Annotated in this window: 11 protein-coding genes; 4 read left to right on the top strand and 7 right to left on the bottom strand. The window is 61.4% G+C overall.

Annotated features, from left to right (window positions below; translation table 11 throughout):
* Window positions 1-6 precede the first annotated feature (6 nt).
* Window positions 7-2484 carry a DNA topoisomerase (ATP-hydrolyzing) subunit A gene (locus H0O21_RS03505; RefSeq protein ID WP_185190393.1) on the top strand — a complete coding sequence of 826 codons (2478 nt, stop codon included), beginning with the start codon at window positions 7-9 and terminating at the stop codon, window positions 2482-2484.
* On the opposite strand, the gene purF is transcribed toward H0O21_RS03505, so the two are convergent.
* The 7 genes from purF to H0O21_RS03470 form a co-directional block, all read right to left on the bottom strand.
* A complete protein-coding gene (gene purF / locus H0O21_RS03500; RefSeq protein ID WP_255441113.1) occupies window positions 2475-3917 on the bottom strand; it encodes an amidophosphoribosyltransferase in 1443 nt (480 codons plus the stop codon). The genes H0O21_RS03505 and purF overlap by 10 nt on opposite strands.
* A 78-nt stretch (window positions 3918-3995) precedes the next feature.
* Window positions 3996-6326 carry a phosphoribosylformylglycinamidine synthase subunit PurL gene (purL, locus tag H0O21_RS03495; RefSeq protein ID WP_185190391.1) on the bottom strand — a complete coding sequence of 777 codons (2331 nt, stop codon included), beginning with the start codon at window positions 6324-6326 and terminating at the stop codon, window positions 3996-3998.
* A gap of 41 nt (window positions 6327-6367) precedes the next feature.
* A complete protein-coding gene (locus H0O21_RS03490) occupies window positions 6368-7165 on the bottom strand; it encodes an RNA methyltransferase (RefSeq protein ID WP_185190390.1) in 798 nt (265 codons plus the stop codon).
* A gap of 4 nt (window positions 7166-7169) precedes the next feature.
* Window positions 7170-8306 carry a DNA polymerase III subunit beta gene (gene dnaN / locus H0O21_RS03485; RefSeq protein WP_185190389.1) on the bottom strand — a complete coding sequence of 379 codons (1137 nt, stop codon included), beginning with the start codon at window positions 8304-8306 and terminating at the stop codon, window positions 7170-7172.
* Window positions 8307-8737: 431 nt separating this feature from the next.
* Window positions 8738-9796 carry a threonine synthase gene (gene thrC / locus H0O21_RS03480; protein ID WP_185190855.1) on the bottom strand — a complete coding sequence of 353 codons (1059 nt, stop codon included), beginning with the start codon at window positions 9794-9796 and terminating at the stop codon, window positions 8738-8740.
* Window positions 9797-9908: 112 nt separating this feature from the next.
* Entirely contained in the window at window positions 9909-10502 is a 594-nt protein-coding gene (locus H0O21_RS03475; protein ID WP_131592385.1) for an alpha/beta hydrolase, read from the bottom strand.
* Window positions 10503-10525: 23 nt separating this feature from the next.
* A complete protein-coding gene (locus H0O21_RS03470) occupies window positions 10526-12385 on the bottom strand; it encodes an AarF/ABC1/UbiB kinase family protein (RefSeq protein WP_185190388.1) in 1860 nt (619 codons plus the stop codon).
* 78 nt (window positions 12386-12463) lie between these two features.
* Between H0O21_RS03470 and recN the strand changes: the two genes are divergently transcribed.
* From recN to H0O21_RS03455, 3 genes are read left to right on the top strand one after another with little or no spacing between them, the layout of a single operon-like run.
* The gene (gene recN / locus H0O21_RS03465; RefSeq protein WP_185190387.1) at window positions 12464-14155 is read left to right on the top strand and encodes a DNA repair protein RecN; all 1692 of its coding nucleotides are present in this window, start codon (window positions 12464-12466) and stop codon (window positions 14153-14155) included.
* Between the two features lie 46 nt (window positions 14156-14201).
* Window positions 14202-17147 (top strand): excinuclease ABC subunit UvrA, encoded by a 2946-nt coding sequence (uvrA, locus tag H0O21_RS03460; protein WP_185190386.1) that lies wholly within the window; start codon window positions 14202-14204, stop codon window positions 17145-17147.
* 26 nt (window positions 17148-17173) lie between these two features.
* Window positions 17174-18694 (top strand): alpha/beta hydrolase, encoded by a 1521-nt coding sequence (locus H0O21_RS03455; protein WP_255441112.1) that lies wholly within the window; start codon window positions 17174-17176, stop codon window positions 18692-18694.
* Window positions 18695-18813 lie beyond the last annotated feature (119 nt).

Raw genomic sequence — 18813 nt, 5'->3', positions numbered from 1 at the left:
ATCCGGATGGCCGAGGAGCGCGTTCAACCGATCGCCCTGCATCAGGAGATGCAGCGCTCATATCTCGAATACGCCATGAGCGTGATCGTGGGTCGGGCCCTGCCCGATGCCCGCGATGGCCTCAAACCGGTTCAGCGACGCATCCTGTACGCGATGCACGAGCTGGGGCTGACCCCAGACCGGCCCTACCGGAAATGCGCCCGCGTTGTTGGGGATGTGCTGGGCAAGTACCACCCCCATGGAGATCAGGCCGTCTATGACGCGCTTGTGCGCCTGGTGCAGACCTTCTCCAGTCGTCATCCACTGCTGGATGGCCACGGCAACTTCGGATCCGTCGATGACGATCCCCCGGCAGCCATGCGTTACACGGAAACGCGGCTTGCACCGATCGCCCATGAGGGGCTGCTGGACGAAATCGGTGATGACACCGTTGATTTCGCGGCCAACTTTGACGGATCCCAACAAGAACCCACGGTTCTCCCTGCCCAGCTTCCCTTTCTGCTGCTGAACGGTTGTGCCGGCATCGCCGTGGGCATGGCCACCAACATCCCCCCTCACAACCTGGGTGAAGTGGTGGATGCCCTGGTGGCACTGGTGCGCAAACCCGAACTGAGCGATGCCAAGCTCCTGGAGCTGGTTCCAGGGCCAGACTTCCCGACCGGCGGAGAAGTGCTGCTGGGAAGTGGTGTACGCGAGACCTATCTGAACGGTCGGGGCAGCATTCCCATGCGGGGTGTCGCCCACATTGAAGAGGTGCAACCTGGCAAAGGTCGGCATAAGCGCAATGCGGTGGTGATTACTGAGCTGCCGTTCCAACTGAGCAAGGCTGGCTGGATCGAAAAACTGGCAGAGCAGGTGAACGATGGCCGCATCGGCGGCATTGCCGATATCCGCGATGAGAGCGACCGAGACGGCATGCGCGTCGTCGTGGAACTCAGGCGGGATGCAGATCCTGAAAAAGTCCTCCAGGACCTGCAACGACGCACATCCCTGCAGAGCAACTTCGGCGCCATCCTGCTCGCCCTGGTGGATGGTCAGCCCCAGCAGCTGTCCTTGAGGCAGTTGCTGCAAACCTTCCTTGATTACCGAGAGCAGACCCTGATCCGGCGCACCAGCCATGCGCTGCGCAAAACAGAGGACCGGTTGGAAGTGGTGGAGGGCCTGATCAGCGCCCTCAATGCGCTGCAGGAGGTGATCGAGATGATCCAGAAAGCCCGCGACGCCGCCAGCGCCCGGGCCAGCTTGATGGTGCATCTCAGCCTGAGCGAGCGACAGGCCGATGCAGTACTGGCGATGCCGCTGCGCAGACTCACAGGCTTGGAACAGGAAAGCCTGCGCCAGGAAGCGAACGACCTCCGTCAGGAACGCAGCCGTCTCCAACGACTGCTGCAGGACCGGGACGAGCTACTGGATGCCCTGGTGACCGAGCTCAAACAATTGAAAAAGCGCTTCGCAACACCGCGACGCACCCGCTTGATTGAAGGGGGCGATCACCTGCTGGCAGAACGGGCGGCCAATCAACGACCAACCGCAGAGCTTCAGCGTCAGCAGGCCCTTGAAGCGCTCCCGGGGGATGCCCGCCTGCTGATCCAGGCCGATGGTCAGGTGAAGGTGATCAGCCCCCAGCTCCTCGGACGGTTGCACCTACAGGAAGCCGCTCCCCTGGGCGATGAACCAGCACCGGCACGACTGATCCTGCCCGTCACATCGGCACCACGATTGCTGGCCCTCTCCGCCACCGGTCGCATTGCTCTCCTGCGCTGGGAATTCGCCGGACAGCAGCCAGGCTCCCTGGAACGATTCCTGCCCACCGCTCTGGAAGGCGATCCGCTGGTCAGTTTGCTGCGACTGCCGGACGCCGGACACTCAGACTCCAACCTGTCCCTGGGGCTGCTGAGCACAGACGGACGCTTCAAGCGGCTGCCCCTTGAAGACCTGCAGGACCTCTCAGGACGAGCAGCGACGATCCTCAAACTCAAAGATGGCGTGAGCCTAAAAACAGCTCTGATCTGCAAAGACGGAGGAACGGTGGCTCTGGTGTCAGACCTGGGAAGGGTGCTGCAGTTGCCAGTCGATGAGAACACCCTGCCGCTGATGGGCAAGCTGGCTCAAGGACCCATCGCCATGCGTCTGCTGCCCGAGGAGCAACTGATCGGCGCCCTGAGTCTTGATGAGCAGTCAGAGAGCGATTTGATCCTCGCCACCCAGAGGGGACGGTTGATCCGACAGCCCTTGAATGAGCTACGCCTCTGCAGGCGTGGTGACCTCGGCGATGTGGTGATCAAGCTCCATGAGGACCAGGAGCCAAACGATCGAGTGGTGGCGGTCAGTTCCGCTGACACGCTGCTGGGGGTGGTCTCCAACCAGGGCCGTCATGGCCGTTTGCTCTCAGCCGACATTGCAACAGATCAGGGGCTGCAGCTTCCTCTGAAAGCAGAGGAAACGCTTGTGGATTTAATCCCAATCATCAGCGATCAGGCCTGAGCCCTGTTAACCGCAGCCACACCCGAGGGCTCCAACATCAACTTGCTGGAGCTGACGCTTTGATCCATGGGAATTGGATAGGCACCATCAAAACAAGCCGTGCAGAAATGCTCGGACTTAGCCTTGGCGGCCTCCACCATGCCCTCCTTACTCAGATAGGCCAACGAATCCACCTTGAGGTGAGCGGTGATCTCCTCGATCGTGAGGCGAGCTGCAATCAGCTGATCCTGAGTGTCGGTGTCAATGCCATAGAAACAGGGATGGGTCACCGGGGGAGAGCTAATACGCATATGGACCTCCGTGGCGCCGGCATCGCGAAGGGCTTGCACCAATTTTCGGCTGGTCGTACCACGCACGATTGAGTCATCAATCACCACAACACGCTTGCCAGCCAGCACATCAGGCAAAGGATTGAGCTTCACGCGGATTCCCGCTTCACGCATCGCCTGAGTCGGTTGAATAAAGGTTCGACCGACATAGCGATTCTTGATCAGTCCATCAGCAAAGGCGATACCACTCTCCTGGGAGTAGCCAATTGCAGCGGGGATTCCCGAGTCAGGGACACCAATCACGAGATCGGCTTCGACAGCCGATTCCTTAGCAAGAATCCGGCCAATTCGCTGCCGGTAGCTGTAGAGAGATTCCCCAAAGAAACGACTATCAGGGCGAGCAAAATAAATCATTTCAAACACACACATCCGCGTCGATGCCTCGACCCAGTGATCACGCTTAGGCTCTAGATCACCACAACAAAAACGAACGATCTCACCAGGTTTCACATCATCTTCATAACTAGCTCCGATGATGTCGAGACCGCATGTTTCACTGCTCACCACCCAGTGACCATCGGCGGCCTCACCTAAACGGCCAAACACGAGTGGCCGAATGCCGTAACCATCGCGCAACGCGAAGAGAGCATCTGATGTGCCAATCACGAGGCTGAAGGCGCCTCGGCAGAGGGCCGCGGCCTCGCGAATGGCCGGCTCCCAATCGAGCCCACGCTCGACAGCCTGCTGAATCGCCAGGGCGATCAGCTCTGAATCAGTCGTGGACGTGAATTCGGCAGCACCATCGTCAACCCGCTCCCGTAACTCAGCGGCATTGACCAGATTGCCGTTGTGGGCCAAGGCAAACGGACCAAGGCGGGTCATCAGCACCACAGGTTGGGCATTGCAGACGCGGCTGCTACCGGTGGTGGAATAGCGGTTATGGCCAACGGCGAGATGGCCGGGCATACGAGCGAGCACATCCTGGTCAAACACCTGGCTGACCAGACCCATGTCCTTATGCAGGCGCACCTTGCCCTGATTGAAGACAGCGATCCCAGCTGATTCCTGACCGCGATGCTGAAGGGAGTAAAGGCCGAAATAGGTGAGGTTGGCCACGGGCTGATCAGCCGCGAGCACGGCATAAACGCCGCAGGCCTCCTCCATTCGATCGGGACGCTCAGCCGCAAACTGATGCACAGGGCGCCTCGTCTTCAGAGTTCCTTCTGATTGTGCCTCACGCCCTCACGCCTCCATCCGGCGGGGCAAGGCCTGCTCATGGGCCTGAACCAAGGCCTCAACAGGGGTATCGATCATGCGCTGATCACCGATGCTGAGGGTCAGTCGCTGCTGATCCGTCACGGTTCCCAGGGCCGTGACCGGCACCTCCCGACCTTCAGGACCCGCCAACAAAGCCGTCCAGGCCGACAGACATTCAGCCTTCACGGAGATCACGATCCGCGCACCACCTTCGGCAAAGAGGAGACGTTCCGGCCGCGCAGCGCCAGCGGACAGATCAATCTGTGCACCGAGACCAACCGCTAAACAACTCTCAGCCAGAGCCACAGCCAAACCACCATCGCTGCAGTCATGGGCTGAAGCGAGCAGACCGGAAGCGGCCCCGGCACGCACGAGGGCCTGCACACGAGCCTCAAGGGCAAGATCAGGCCGCGGCGGCCGGCCGCTGAGCAGGCCATGAATCACCCCCTGATAAGCGCTGCCAGCCAGGCCTAATCGATCGTCATTGGCTTCATCAGGGGCGACACCCAGGAGAAACAGGGGATCCCCGGAACGGCGCCAACCCAGACCGATCACCGAAGCGATGGTCTCCACCAGACCGACCATGCCCACCACCGGGGTCGGATGAATCGGTCGGAGCGTGCCATCGTCGCTTCGCGTCTCGTTGTAGAGAGACACGTTGCCACCGGTGACGGGAGTGTTGAGCTGCCTACAGGCTTCCGAGAGACCGCGGCAGGCCATGGCGAGTTGCCAGTAACCACGGTCGGTTTCCGGTGAAGGGAAGTTGAGGTTGTCGGTGACGGCGAGTGGTTCGGCACCAACACAGCTGAGATTGCGGGCTGCTTCCGCAACGGCTGCCATGGCTCCACGCTCCGGGTCCAGGGCGACCCAACGGTTGGGGCAGTCCACCGTGGCGGCCACGCCCCGCTCCACAGCCGATAGAGAGCCATCCCCCTGCTGCGGTCGAAGGCGCACAACAGCGGCATCGGCGCCACCGGCAGGAATGACGGTGTTGGCCAACACCTGCTGGTCGTACTGGCGATAGACCCAACGTTTGCTGGCGATGGTTGGGTCATCCAACAAACGGAGCAGATCCTCTCCCCAGTCGTGGCCTGGGTCCGCGGCGGGCAGATCGGCCTCGGTCCAGCGCCAGTGCTGCTGTATGTCCAGAGGGGGGTCCGCGATCAAGGTATGCGTATTGATCGGGGTGTCCTCCGCCAGCGCGCGAGCCGGAATCTCCGCCGCCACGGCACCGTGCTGGAGCACCCGAACCACGGGCTCCTCAAGAACACGACCGACCACAGCCGCCTGCAGGCCCCAGCGGCGGAAGCGTTCCATCAACGCTTCCTCCCGCCCGGCACGCACCACAAACAACATCCGCTCCTGGGATTCCGACAGCAGATAGTCGTAGGCGGTCATTCCCTCCTCCCTGGCGGGCACGCGATCAAGATCCAGCTCCACACCCACATCTCCCTTGGCTGCCATTTCCGAGCAGCTGCAGGTCAGACCAGCCGCGCCCATGTCCTGAGCAGCAACCACATCTCCACTTTTGAAAGCCTCCAAACAGGCCTCGATCAATCCCTTCTCCAAAAAGGGATCGCCCACCTGAACAGCGGGTCGGTCATCCAAAGAAGCAGCACTCAGTTCCGCACTGGCAAAGCTGGCCCCACCCATGCCATCGCGACCGGTGGTGCTGCCCACGTAAACCACGGGATTACCGACACCCATGGCCCCGGATTTGACGATGTCATCGGTCTCCATCAGACCGAGTGCCATGGCATTCACGAGGGGATTGCCGCTGTAGGAGGGATCAAAGGCCACCTCCCCGCCAACGGTGGGAACGCCGACACAGTTGCCGTAATGGGCAATGCCGGCGACCACGCCCTCAAGCAGGCCCCGATTGCTCGGCTCGTCCAGAGGTCCGAAGCGGAGCGCGTTGAGCAAGGCAATCGGACGGGCCCCCATGGTGAAGATGTCCCGCAGGATGCCGCCCACGCCGGTCGCCGCTCCCTGGAACGGTTCCACCGCCGACGGGTGATTGTGACTCTCGATCTTGAAGGCGAGACGGTGTCCGTCACCGAGATCCACGACACCTGCGTTTTCACCAGGCCCCACAAGAATGCGCGGTCCTTCCGTGGGGAATCCCCGCAACAACGGCCTGGAATTGCGGTAACAGCAGTGTTCCGACCACATCACACCGAACATGCCCAACTCCGCCCGATTCGGGTCCCGTCCAAGACGGCGCTGGATTTCGCGGTAGTCCTCCTCGGTCAATCCCTCCTGACGGAGAGCGGCGGACACATCAAACGACTGCGCCGAAGCAGGAGACGAAGCCACAAACGGGATGTCAGCTTCTCCCAGTGTTGCCGACGGCGGGATCAGATCCAGGGATCGGGATCGTCATCCCGCCGTCGTGATGAGGGGGAGTCAGGACGCACCGGTTGTTCGTCAGCCCAGGTCTCCCCCCAATCCTCTTCCTCCCAAGACGATGCATCAGACCATCGAGCTTGAGAACGCTCCTGGTCGTGGTCGTCCACTTCCGCATCAAAGTCGCCCCCAGAGCCCTCCCAGGGGGGCTCCTCCAACCAACCTTCGAGCCGTTCACCGGCGCGATCACCCATCTGCTGCAGCTGTTCGCGCCAGTGGCGGGAGCGCCGCAGAAAATCCTGACGAACGCTGGCTCGGGCCAAGGGCAATTCATCCAGTTCCCGGAGCGCCGTGGTGACCTGACCAGGCTGCTGATCCACGATCCGATCGGGACTCAGACGCCAGCGACTGCTGCCGGGCAACCGTGGATCACTCCTGCACACGAGGTAGTGGAGGATCTGACCGGTGGCCGGTACGACAGCCAAATCAGCAATGCTGCCCAGCCGTTCTCCGTGCCGATCGAGCAGATCAGCCTCCATCAACGTGGGAAGACGCTCAAGCGTGGCGAGGTCAGCCTCTGCCGGGGGACCTTTGACAAAGGCCTCCTGCTCACTGAGCCCGCGCCATTGATCAAGACGCCAAACCGCTCGAGTGGTGCGCAGCGCTGATGGACGACTGACCCAACCCAGCAACCGATGCACCGGTGGATGCATCCAGGCCATCACTCCGGGGCCGTGATCGAGGCCCTGATCGCAACGGACCCGATGCCGCAGCAGATCGCTCAGCAGGATCTGATCGGGACGTGACAAGGACTCAGTTGCGGATCTGAACAGGCATCACCAGGTAGGTGAAGCTGGATTCATCATCGGCGGCCGAGAGGACAGCCGGCGTGGTGGGGGCATTGCAACGAAGACGGATCCGATCACCCTCCATGGCTTTCAAACCATCCAGCACATAACGGACGTTGAAGGCGATCTGCACAGCTTCACCACTCAACTCGGCGGGCAAGGACTCAGAACCACTGCCGACATCCTGAACATCTGCACTGATCTGCACGAGACCGGAGCTGGGGTCACTGGCAATTCGCACCACGTTGTTGTGCTGATCGGCCAGGACAGCCACCCGTTCAAGAGCGGCGATGAAGCCTCGGCGATCCAGTTCGAGCACCCTGCTGAAGCTTTCGGGAATCAGCTGCCGATAGTTGGGATAGGTGCCCTCCAAGGTGCGACTGGTCACCATTTGATCTGCGGCAAGCACCACAACCTGCCCCCGGTCATAAAAAAGGGTCACAGGGTCGTCCCCCTTCCAACCCGCCACCAAGCGCTCGACCTCCCGCAGGGAGCGGGCGGGCAAGGTCACCGCGAGCTCGTCCTGATCCTCCTGAAGGGCATCGGGCACCGCCAGCACCGCCAGTCGGTGACCATCCGTGGAGGCAGCCTCAAGATGGCGCCCCTCAAAGCGGAGATGCACGCCGGTCAACAGCTGCTTGGCTTCATCACCGCTGCTGGCGAAGAGGGTGGCCCGCAGGGCTCGCACGAGGGCCGCCGAATCCAATCGCAGGGCTGTGCCGTTCTCAACGAGCGGCAGCTCGGGGAATTCATCAGCGGGCATGCCACGCATCTGATAGCTGCCGCTGAGGCTGGTGAGCTCCACCTGTTCCCCCGCCTCATCCGACGCCAGGGTTACTGGAGATTCATTCGAGAGCCGCGAAACGATCTCCCCCAGGAGCCTGGCGGGCAGGGTGACGGCTCCACTGCTGTCAACAGAGGCAGCCAGGGACGTCTGAATGCCGAGATTGAGATCAAACCCGGTGAGGCTCAGCCGACCTGTTCCGGCATCGGCCGTGAGCAGCACATTGGCCAACACCGGATGGGTCGGGCGGGACGCGACAGCGCGACTGACCAGCTGCAGAGCGGCGTTGAGTTCAGCCTGGGAACAGACCAGTTTCATGGCGTCAACGTCTGGACCGTTGATTCTGAATGGCCTCCCACGGTTTCACAGGCTCGGGAGAAGTGCAATGGCATTGGATCTGGTTTGTTCCTGATCCGGATTAAGGATTAGATCTTTTTTAAAACCAATCCAAACAGCCGTAGTCGGTGCTGGGGAAAGCGTGGAAAAAGGCCCAGAGCGCCTGCCTCATGGACGATCTCCAGTTCACAGCCCTGGGGAGAGAGAGGAGGCTGATCTGGAGAAATAACCGTTCTGCACAGATTGCACAGGCTGTGGAGACGATGCCGTTGGTCGACGAGGCTTGTTTGCCAGGGTTTTCCACGGGTTCTGGAAATGGTTGGCAGCCGTCTTCCGCAGGCAGTTTGCTGGCTGGTTGCGGTGCTGACTCATAAAAAAACCCCCTCTAAGAGGGGGGAGACTTCGCTCTGTTTTCAGAACCCCATGACCTTGGCCACCGTGCCCAGGTCTGGATCGAGATCCGTGTGGAAGGAGGCATCGTTGTTCTGGATCGCACAATCGGGATCCTTGAGGCCATTGCCTGTGAGCACACACACCACAGTGGCTCCGCTCGGCACCTCATCCTTCCGCTTCAGTAGACCGGCGACGGATGCGGCGCTGGCGGGTTCGCAGAACACACCTTCTTGCCCTCCCAGCAGTTTGTAGGCGGCCACGATTTCGGCATCGGTGACGTCGAGGAAGGCGCCATTGCTGGCCTGGCGGGCTGAGATCGCTTTCTCCCGGTTCACTGGATTACCGATCCGGATCGCTGTGGCAATCGTTTCTGGATCTTCCACCGTGGTCTCGTTGACGAGTGGGGCGGATCCACTGGCCTGGAACCCCATCATTCGGGGCAGCCTGCGGCTGCGACCAGCTTGGTGGTACTCCTGGAACCCCATCCAGTAGGCGGTGATATTGCCCGCATTACCCATGGGAATACACAGCCAGTCCGGAGCATCACCCAGGGCTTCGATCACTTCGAAGGCAGCTGTCTTCTGTCCTTGGAGCCTGTAGGGATTCACCGAATTCACCAGGGTGACCGGATAGCGGTCGGAAACTTCACGCACGATGTCGAGGGCGCGATCGAAGTTTCCACGGATTGCTAGAACCTCGGCGCCGTAGACCAAGGCCTGAGCCAGTTTTCCCTGGGCCACGTAGCCATCGGGAATCAGCACAAACGCCCGCATGCCGGCCCGGCGGGCGTAGGCGGCAGCTGCAGCGGATGTGTTGCCGGTGCTGGCGCAGATCACTGCTTCGCAGCCTGCTTCCTTGGCTTTGCTGATCGCCATGGTCATGCCCCGGTCTTTGAAGGATCCCGTTGGGTTCAGACCGTCGTACTTCACGTAGACCTTCACGCCGCGGCCGATCCGCTCGCTGACTGAAGGCACGGGAATCAGGGGGGTGGCTCCCTCCCTCAGGGTGATGACAGGCGTAGCGTCACTGACGGGGAGCCAGCTCCTGTAGGCCTCGATCAGGCCTGGCCAGTCCTGCATCACAGGACCGGTGATCAGACGCCTGCGCAGCTTCTGGAGCAGAGACACCGGCACAACGCAAAGGACCCAAGGAATCTATGCGTCTGGGCCCTGGCTTTTGAGTTGGATGGATTCAGGGCTTGGCTTCCTTGAGTCCATCGAGGGGGGATTCGGAGAAGAATTTCACCAGTCCTGCGATCGATTCCGCCTTTTCGATCACGGCCATCAGGGCAGGGATGTTCACCTCCATGATCTCGGCTGGGTAGGCCTCCAGAAACTTGATCGCATTCAATCCACCACTGCCTTTTTGCAGTCCGTTAATCACTCCGGCGCGAATGGCCGGCACGCTCACGGACGGGGCAGGCACCATCAGTGGATAGATGATTTTTGCCACCCGTTGGATGATCACATCGCCGATCCGGGTCGACATCAGTCGACTGGTGAGCACGAGGGGCAGATCGAGCTTTTGGTTCAGGAGCTTGGCGACAGCCTCAGGGTCCTGACGGCTGAGGCGCAGGATGTCGGCCAGCAGACCGCGGGGTTTGCCCGTGTCAGCCAGGTATGCAAGATCCGCTACCGAAATCGAACGCCGAAAGGCACCGCTGACGAAGGCCACATCCTTGGCGGCGTGGGCGGGTGCCAACAGGCTGCTGAGACCGATGCCCAGACCTGTCGTTAGGGCGAGTACAGCGCGTCGCCGTGATTGGTCGGAGGTGGAACGAAGCATCGGCAGGTCCTAGCCAGCGGAATTTAGGCAGGGACTCCGGCGGCGACCTTCACAAGGCGGACAACTCCTCGTTCGGCCAACCCTTTGGCCACCTTGAAACCCATCCGGCGTGCATCGGGTTCTCGAAGCAAGCGGGGTAAACGACTGAGCAGAAGTTCCGGACGGAATCCCGGTAGTTGTTGGAGCACGCTCAGCAGTTGCCGGATCGGTTCGAGATCCAGCATGTCGCTGTCGTTCCAGTCGGATTGCATCATCAGAGCTGGTGGTTGCAGGGGCCGGGGAAGCTGGCGGCCAATCCGACGCATTGCTAGCCATCCAAAACTGTCGATGCGATCGACCACCGCCTCCACCAGTTGGTTGCGCAGCATGCCGCCGTTAGGGGAGAACAGGAAATCGAGCACCTGATCCAGCAGGGTGTCGAGATCCAGCTGGGCTTGACTGGCGGCACTGGCCATCAGATTCTCCAGGCGTGCCCAACGGAACGCATCGCCGTCAAACAGCATTTCTTTGAGGCTCTGACGCAGCTGCGGATCCGGGTCCTCCATCAATCGACGGGCGAAGTAGGGGTAGGCGGCACCGAGGATCTTGAACTCAGGATCGACGCTTAGGGCGATTCCCTCCAGGGTCACCAGGGAGCGAATGATCAGGGCGTAGTAGGGCGGCACCCGGAAGGGGAAGCGATACATCACTCCCGACATGTCATCGGTGACGCTCTTGAAGTCCATCCGGTTGACTCCCATCTCCAAGGCCTGGCTGAACACGCTCTCGAAGGCTGGAACGATCGGTTCGAGATTCACGTCTTCCGCCAGAAAGCCCAGGGTCACGAAATCCTTGGAGAGCTTGCTGAAGTTGCGGTTCACCAGATGCACCACGGCCTGGATCAACCCCGTTCGCGACTCTCGGCTCACCTCGCTCATCATTCCGAAATCGAGGTAGCAGAGCCGTCCGTCTTGAAGAGCGAGCAGATTCCCCGGATGGGGATCGGCATGGAAAAAACCATGTTCCAGTAGCTGCTGGAGGCTGCAGTTGACCCCCACCTCGACCATGTCATCGGGATCGATTCCCATGGCCCGCACAGCCTCGAGATTGGTGAGCTTCACCCCATCGATCCACTCCATGGTGAGCACCCGGCGACTGGTGGCTTCCCTGTAGATGCGCGGTACGGCGATGCGCGGGTTGTGGCTGTGGAGATCGCGGAAGGTCTCGGCGTTTTGCGCTTCGTTGAGGTAGTCCATCTCCTCGAAGACTCTCCGGCCCAGTTCATCGATCAGGGCCACCAGATCGCTGCGGATCAGCCCGATGTTGCTGTTGAGCCAGGCAGCGATGTTGCGGACGATGTAGAGGTCGAGGGTGATCTGTTCCCGCAGTCCTGGCCGTTGCACTTTCACAGCCACCCGCTGTCCTCCCTTCAGCACCCCCCGATGCACCTGACCGAGCGAGGCCGCGGAGATCGGCTCCCGTTCAAGGGTCGCGAAGATGGTGTCAACCGGTGCTCCCAGGTCCTCTTCGATGCAGGCCATCGCCAGCTCGCTGGAGAATCCTGGGAGCTGGTCCTGCAGTTGGGCGAGTTCCTCGAGAAGCACCGGAGGAACGATGTCTGGTCGGGTGGAAAGAGCCTGCCCTGCCTTGATAAAGGCCGGTCCCAGATCCACGAGCAGTTCGGCGCATTCCCCGGCCCGTTGCCTGGCCCGTTCCGGGCTCTTCAGCAGTTGAAAGAGCCAGTCGAAACCGATGCCCAGTAGCAGGAGTCCGATCGGCACCAGGGTCTGCCAGAGGCGTTTGAGCAGACGGTTGGGATGCCCCGCGTAGATCCGGGTGATCGCGGCAGGGTCGTACTCCATCAGGCCTGAGGCCTCGATGAAATCTCCGAGTTCCTGATTCATCACGGCCGGCGACGCCAGTGCACCCCTTCTAAACGAGCTGGGCAGCCGCTACGGTCAACGCGACCACCGGGAGCTGTCGTGCTGACCGGGCTGCGCCTCCAGAACATCGCCCTGATCGACCGCCTGGAGCTCGATTTTGAGCGGGGCTTCACCGTGCTCACAGGAGAGACGGGAGCAGGTAAGTCAATCCTTTTGGATGCCCTCGATGCTGTGCTCGGTGGCCTGCAGGGTCCGGCGGCTCAGCGTTTGGTGCCCCACGACCGGGAGCGGGCCTCCATCGAAGCCCGTTTTTCTCTGCAGCCCACGATGCTCACCTGGTTGGAAGAGCAGGAGCTGCCTCTCGATGAGGAGGAGGAGCTCCTGATCAGTCGCGATTGGCGTCGGCAGGACGATCGCCTTAGCAGCCGCTTTCGCCTCAATGGCGTGGCCGTGAATCGTCAGCAGGTGCTCTCCCTTCGGCCGATGTTGATCGATCTCACGGTTCAGGGGCAGACCCAGCAGCTAGCTCGACCGGGATTGCAGCGCCAATGGCTCGACCAACTGGGTTCCATCGCCCTTGAGGAACCTTTGGGTGTGGTGCGTCGCGCCTGGCAGCAATGGCGCGATCAGCAGCGCACTCTCGAGAGAGCCCGCGAGGATCGTGAACGGCTCGAGCGGGAGCGGGAGCATCATCAGGCCCTGTTGGAGGAACTGGAGACTGCGGCTCTGGATGATCCCAATGAGATCGCCCTTCTCACTGCTGAACAGGATCGACTGGTCCATGGCGTGCGCCTCCAGGAGGGGCTTGCCGTTTTGATCGGGCGCCTTCAGGACGGTGCCGATCAGGCGCCCTCCGCTGTGGATCATCTGCTGGTCTGTTGCCATGAACTGCAACAGATGGCCCAGCTGGATGCCTCCCTCCAGGGTCTGGGTGACCGCTGTTTGGATCTGGAGGCGGGGTTGCGGGATCTCATCCGTGATCTGGAGACCTATGGAGCTGCCCTGGAGAGTGACCCCGCCCGGCTCAGTGATCTGCAGGAGCGCTTGGCTTTGCTCAAACGCCTGGAGCGGCGTCATGGCAAGGATCTTGCGGAGCTCTGCGTGCTGCGTGATGGATTGCGCGAGAGCTTCGAGCCCGGAGGAGCGGAAGCCGTTGTCCACGCCCTGGAGCAACAGGAAGCCGCGGCCCGTCAGCGTCGGGATGAGGTCAATCAACAGCTGACCGCCCTGCGCAAGGGAGTGGCCCATCAGCTGGAGGAGGACCTCTTGGCTTATCTGCGCCCCATGGGTCTGGCCAATGTTCGCTTTCAGGTGGCTGTCGATCCGGCCGACCCTTCCGAATCCGGGGCGGATGCGATTCGCTTTCTCTTTTCAGCCAACCCCGGCCAGCCCTTAGCGCCGCTTGGCGAGGTGGCTTCTGGTGGAGAGATGTCGCGCTTTCTGCTGGCTCTTAAGACCTGCCTGGCTGATGTCGATGGGTCCAGCACGCTGCTGTTTGACGAGATCGATTCCGGTGTGAGTGGCCGCGTCAGCGGTGCAATGGCGGATCTTTTGCGACGGTTGTCGCGTCACCGGCAGGTGTTCTGCGTGACGCATCAGCCATTGGTGGCCGCTGCTGCTGACCATCACTTCCGCGTCAGTAAAGCGGTGGATGCTGGTGTGACCCGCTCGCGAGTGTCCCACCTGCGGGACACTCAGGCCCGAGAGCAGGAATTGGCGGAGCTCGCCGGTGGTGATCTGAACGAAGCGCGTGCCTATGCGGCCAGCTTGCTGGAGCAACGAGCCGCCTGAGTTGGATTCATCTCCGTAGACTCTGAAGCCCTCTTAGGATCTGCCGATGAAGGCTGCGGTTCCGGTCAACCTCAGCGGCGGCTCTCTCGAGGACGTGATCCGTGTGCGCGGCGCCCGTCAGCACAACCTCAAGAACGTCGACGTCACGATTCCGCGCAACAAGCTGGTGGTGTTCACCGGTGTGAGCGGAAGCGGCAAGAGCTCTCTGGCTTTTGACACGATCTTTGCGGAAGGACAGCGCCGTTACGTCGAGAGCCTGTCCGCCTACGCCCGGCAGTTCCTCGGTCAGGTGGATAAGCCCGACGTCGATGCGATCGAGGGGCTTTCGCCAGCAATCTCGATTGATCAGAAATCCACCAGCCACAACCCTCGCTCCACGGTGGGCACGGTTACGGAGATCCAGGACTATCTGCGTCTGCTGTTCGGTCGTGCCGGTGAACCTCACTGTCCCCAGTGCGATCGACCGATCCGCCCTCAGACCATCGACGAAATGGTCGATCAGATCCTCACCCTCCCGGAGGGCACCCGCTATCAGCTGCTCTCTCCAGTGGTGCGCGGCAAGAAGGGCACCCACAGCAAGCTGATCAGTGGCCTTGCGGCCGAGGGCTTTGCACGGGTTCGCATCAATGGTGAGGTGCGCGAGCTCTCCGACAACATCGAACTCGACAAGAACCACAGCCACAGCATTGATGTGGTGGTGGACCGTTTGGTGGCCCGTGAGGGGATCCAGGAGCGTCTTACCGACTCACTGCGCACGGCCCTCAAACGTGGAGATGGCCTCGCGGTGGTGGAGGTGGTGCCCAAGAAGGACGAGGAGCTTCCTGATGGCATGGAACGGGAGCGGCTCTACTCCGAGAACTTCGCTTGTCCGGAACACGGCGCTGTGTTTGAGGAGCTTTCGCCCCGCCTGTTCTCCTTCAACAGTCCCTACGGCGCGTGCGAGGACTGCCACGGCATCGGACACCTGCGCAAATTCACCCCGGAGCGGGTGGTGCCCGATCCCTCACTGCCGGTGTATGCCGCCGTTGCTCCTTGGGCAGAGAAGGACAACAGCTATTACTTCTCCCTTCTCTATTCAGTCGGGGAGGCCTTCGGGTTTGAGATCAAAACCCCCTGGCAGGAGCTCAATGACGACCAACGGGATGTGCTGCTCAACGGCAGCCACGAGCCGATCCTGATCCAGGCCGACAGCCGCTATCGCAAGAGCGCCGGCTACCAGAGGCCCTTCGAGGGGATCCTGCCAATCCTTGAGCGTCAGCTGCGGGATGCCAGTGGCGAGGCCCAACGTCAGAAGTTGGAGAAATATCTCGAGCTGGTGCCTTGCGCGACTTGCGCTGGTCAACGGCTGCGTCCGGAGGCTCTGGCGGTGCGCGTGGGTCCGTTCCGGATCACTGAGCTGACCGCTGTGAGCGTTGGTCAAACCCTGGAACGCATTGAACGACTCATGGGTGTCGGCGCTGCCGATGGCGATGAACCCCTGCTCTCATCTCGTCAGATTCAGATCGGTGATCTGGTGCTGCGGGAGATCCGCATGCGCCTGCGTTTCCTGCTGGATGTGGGGCTCGATTACCTGAGCCTCGATCGCCCGGCGATGACCCTCTCCGGCGGAGAGGCCCAGCGGATTCGTCTCGCCACTCAGATCGGCGCCGGTCTCACCGGTGTGCTTTACGTGCTGGATGAACCGAGCATCGGTTTGCACCAGCGTGACAACGATCGCCTGTTGGCCACCTTGGAGCGTCTGCGTGATCTGGGGAACACCCTGGTGGTGGTGGAACACGACGAAGACACGATCCGTGCGGCGGATCATTTGGTGGATATCGGCCCTGGAGCTGGAGTGCATGGGGGCCACATCGTGGCGGAGGGTTCGTTGGACGATCTGCTCTCTGCGGAGCAGTCGCTCACGGGGGCGTATCTCAGTGGCCGCCGCAGCATTCCCACGCCAGCGGAGCGGCGCAACGCTGGTAGCCGAAGCCTCAAGCTGCTCGATTGCGCCCGCAACAACCTCAAAGGTCTGAGCGTGGAGTTCCCCCTTGGTCGTCTGGTGTCGGTCACCGGGGTGAGCGGCAGCGGTAAGAGCACCCTGGTCAATGAACTGCTGCACCCCGCCCTGGAGCACGGTCTCGGTCATAAGGTGCCGTTCCCGCAGGGTTTGGGAGAACTGCGCGGTCTTAAGTCGATCGACAAGGTGATCGTGATCGACCAGTCGCCGATCGGTCGCACGCCCCGCTCTAATCCGGCCACCTACACCGGTGCCTTCGATCCGATCCGTCAGGTGTTTGCGGCCACGGTGGAGGCGAAGGCCCGTGGCTATCAGGTCGGTCAGTTCAGTTTCAATGTCAAGGGTGGTCGCTGCGAGGCATGCCGCGGTCAGGGGGTGAACGTGATTGAGATGAATTTCCTCCCTGATGTGTATGTGCAATGTGATGTCTGCAAAGGGGCTCGCTTCAATCGCGAGACCCTGCAGGTCACCTACAAGGGCCACACCATTGCTGATGTGCTTGAGATGACCGTCGAGCAGGCGGCTGATGTCTTCTCAGCCATTCCCCAGGCGGCGGATCGGCTGCGCACCTTGGTGGATGTGGGTCTCGGCTACGTGAAGCTCGGTCAGCCGGCACCAACCCTCTCCGGCGGCGAAGCACAGCGGGTGAAGCTGGCCACCGAACTTTCACGCCGTGCCACCGGCAAAACGCTCTATTTGATCGATGAGCCCACGACCGGTCTGAGCTTCTACGACGTGCACAAGTTGATGGATGTGATGCAGCGACTGGTGGATAAGGGCAATTCGATCATCTGCATCGAACACAATCTCGATGTGATCCGTTGTTCCGACTGGATCATCGATCTGGGTCCAGAAGGGGGTGACAAGGGCGGGCAGATCGTCGCCTGCGGGACCCCTGAGGAGGTGGCCCAGCACCCCAGCAGTCACACCGGTCGTTATCTACGCAAGGTGCTCGAGCAACATCCCGCCCAAGAGATGGCCACTGCTGCATGAAAAAGGGCTGCATGAAAACGGGTCGCATGAAACAGAGCTGGATTCAACAGCCCCTGCTTTCCATGGCTGCTGGGGTGGCCTGCTGTTTCGGCGGCATGGGCTTGGCCCCTCTCCCTGCTGAGGCAGTCGATCGCCTCCAGCTACGCCTGCCGGTGATGGAGATGACGATCACCCTGGACATCGCTCAGGTGCGAACGGCTGCGGAACTGATCCAGGCGAATCCGGATCTGCAGGAGCTCGATCGCGCCGGCGAGGGTGCGGTGCTGCGCCTGCTCAATCAGCTGCTTACGGCACCACTGCCGGAACAGACCGGAGGCGTCGCTGAGCAAATGGTCGGCCATCCTCTGCTTGAGCAAGCCTTAGTGGCTGCTTCGGAGTTGGTGGAGGTGGAGGGATTGCCCATCGACACGAGTGGTCGCATGGTCAGCGATGCGCTGGCGGCGACGTACCGGGATGGACAACCCACCGTGCTCGGGTTGTTGCAGAACATCCCTGGCGAGAGCATCACACTCAATCTTCAGGCTCTTGCGTTCTACGCCCAGAGGCTTCAGAACAACTGGGATGATGCGCGCCAGCTGGTGCAGCAGGGAACTCCGGCAGTGCCGGCACCGTCCTCGCTGCTGGCATCGGCCGCAACCGGTTGGACCCGTGAGCAGCTCAGCCTGTCGGTGGCTCACCGCCCTCAGCCGATCAGCCTCACGGTGGTAAAGCCCACGGGAGCGGCCAATGGTCGCCTGGTGGTGATTTCTCATGGCCTCTGGGACGAACCTGCCAGCTTTGAGGGTTGGGGCCGTTTGCTTGCTTCCCAGGGATACACCGTGCTGCTGCCTCGCCATCCCGGCAGCGATTCCCAACAGCAGAAAGCAATGCTCCTCGGGGATCAGCCCCCACCGGGTCCAGAGGAGTTACGACTGCGACCGCTGGACGTTCAGGCACTGCTTGATGGCATCGAAGCCGGATCCCTGTTGCCTGGCACGGCACTCAACACCAGGGCTGTGGCGGTGGTCGGCCATTCCTGGGGGGCCGTGTCCGCCCTGCAGCTTGGGGGCCTGGGCACCACGAGTCGCAAACTCAAGGACCGTTGTCAGGATCCTCGCGATCCGGAACGCAACCTCAGTTGGATCCTTCAGTGCAGCTGGCTGACCGGGGCGGAGCAAGGGTCCCTTGCCGATCCCCGCGTGACGACTGTGGTGGCCGTGAGCCCCCCGCTGATGCTGCTGTTCGACGAAACCAGTGCGCCCTCCGCTCAGGCTAAGGCCCTGTTTGTGAGCGGCACCAGTGACTGGGTGGTGCCTCCGGATCCTGAGGCGGTCACCCCTATGCGTCGTGGCCAGCCGATGGCTCGTGGTCATCGGCTGGTGCTTGTTTCAGGGGGTGACCATTTCAATCTTTGGGCCCCTGCCGATCAAGCGGACCCACCAGTGCTTGGGCCCCTGATCCTTGCGTGGATTCACGAGCAGTTGGGCGTGTCGACCACGTTCACCTTCAGCGCCGGTCGCTGGGGCAGTTCCGCTCGACCATTGGTGGATGTGACCAGCGGTTTGTAGGAGCCTCTAAGACAGGTGGCTGCTTTTCATCAACCCCTGATCTGTTTGCATTTCCTCATGTGGTTGTTGCGTCGTTCTCCTGAGCCTTTGCTCTAATCCCCTTGCAGGCAGAGCGGTTT

Origin of the sequence: Synechococcus sp. HK01-R, from assembly GCF_014217855.1 — a bacterium.
Lineage (GTDB): Bacteria > Cyanobacteriota > Cyanobacteriia > PCC-6307 > Cyanobiaceae > Synechococcus_C.
This window is presented reverse-complemented; position numbering and strand designations above follow the sequence as displayed.

Coding starts and splice junctions, on each gene's coding strand:
- thrC (WP_185190855.1), bottom strand. CDS start 9,796: ATGCAGGACTGGCCAGGCCTGATCGAGGCCTACAGGAGCTGGCTCCCC.
- H0O21_RS03475 (WP_131592385.1), bottom strand. CDS start 10,502: ATGCTTCGTTCCACCTCCGACCAATCACGGCGACGCGCTGTACTCGCC.
- purF (WP_255441113.1), bottom strand. CDS start 3,917: ATGGAGGAGGCCTGCGGCGTTTATGCCGTGCTCGCGGCTGATCAGCCC.
- uvrA (WP_185190386.1), top strand. CDS start 14,202: ATGAAGGCTGCGGTTCCGGTCAACCTCAGCGGCGGCTCTCTCGAGGAC.
- dnaN (WP_185190389.1), bottom strand. CDS start 8,306: ATGAAACTGGTCTGTTCCCAGGCTGAACTCAACGCCGCTCTGCAGCTG.
- H0O21_RS03455 (WP_255441112.1), top strand. CDS start 17,174: ATGAAACAGAGCTGGATTCAACAGCCCCTGCTTTCCATGGCTGCTGGG.
- H0O21_RS03470 (WP_185190388.1), bottom strand. CDS start 12,385: ATGAATCAGGAACTCGGAGATTTCATCGAGGCCTCAGGCCTGATGGAG.
- H0O21_RS03505 (WP_185190393.1), top strand. CDS start 7: ATGGCCGAGGAGCGCGTTCAACCGATCGCCCTGCATCAGGAGATGCAG.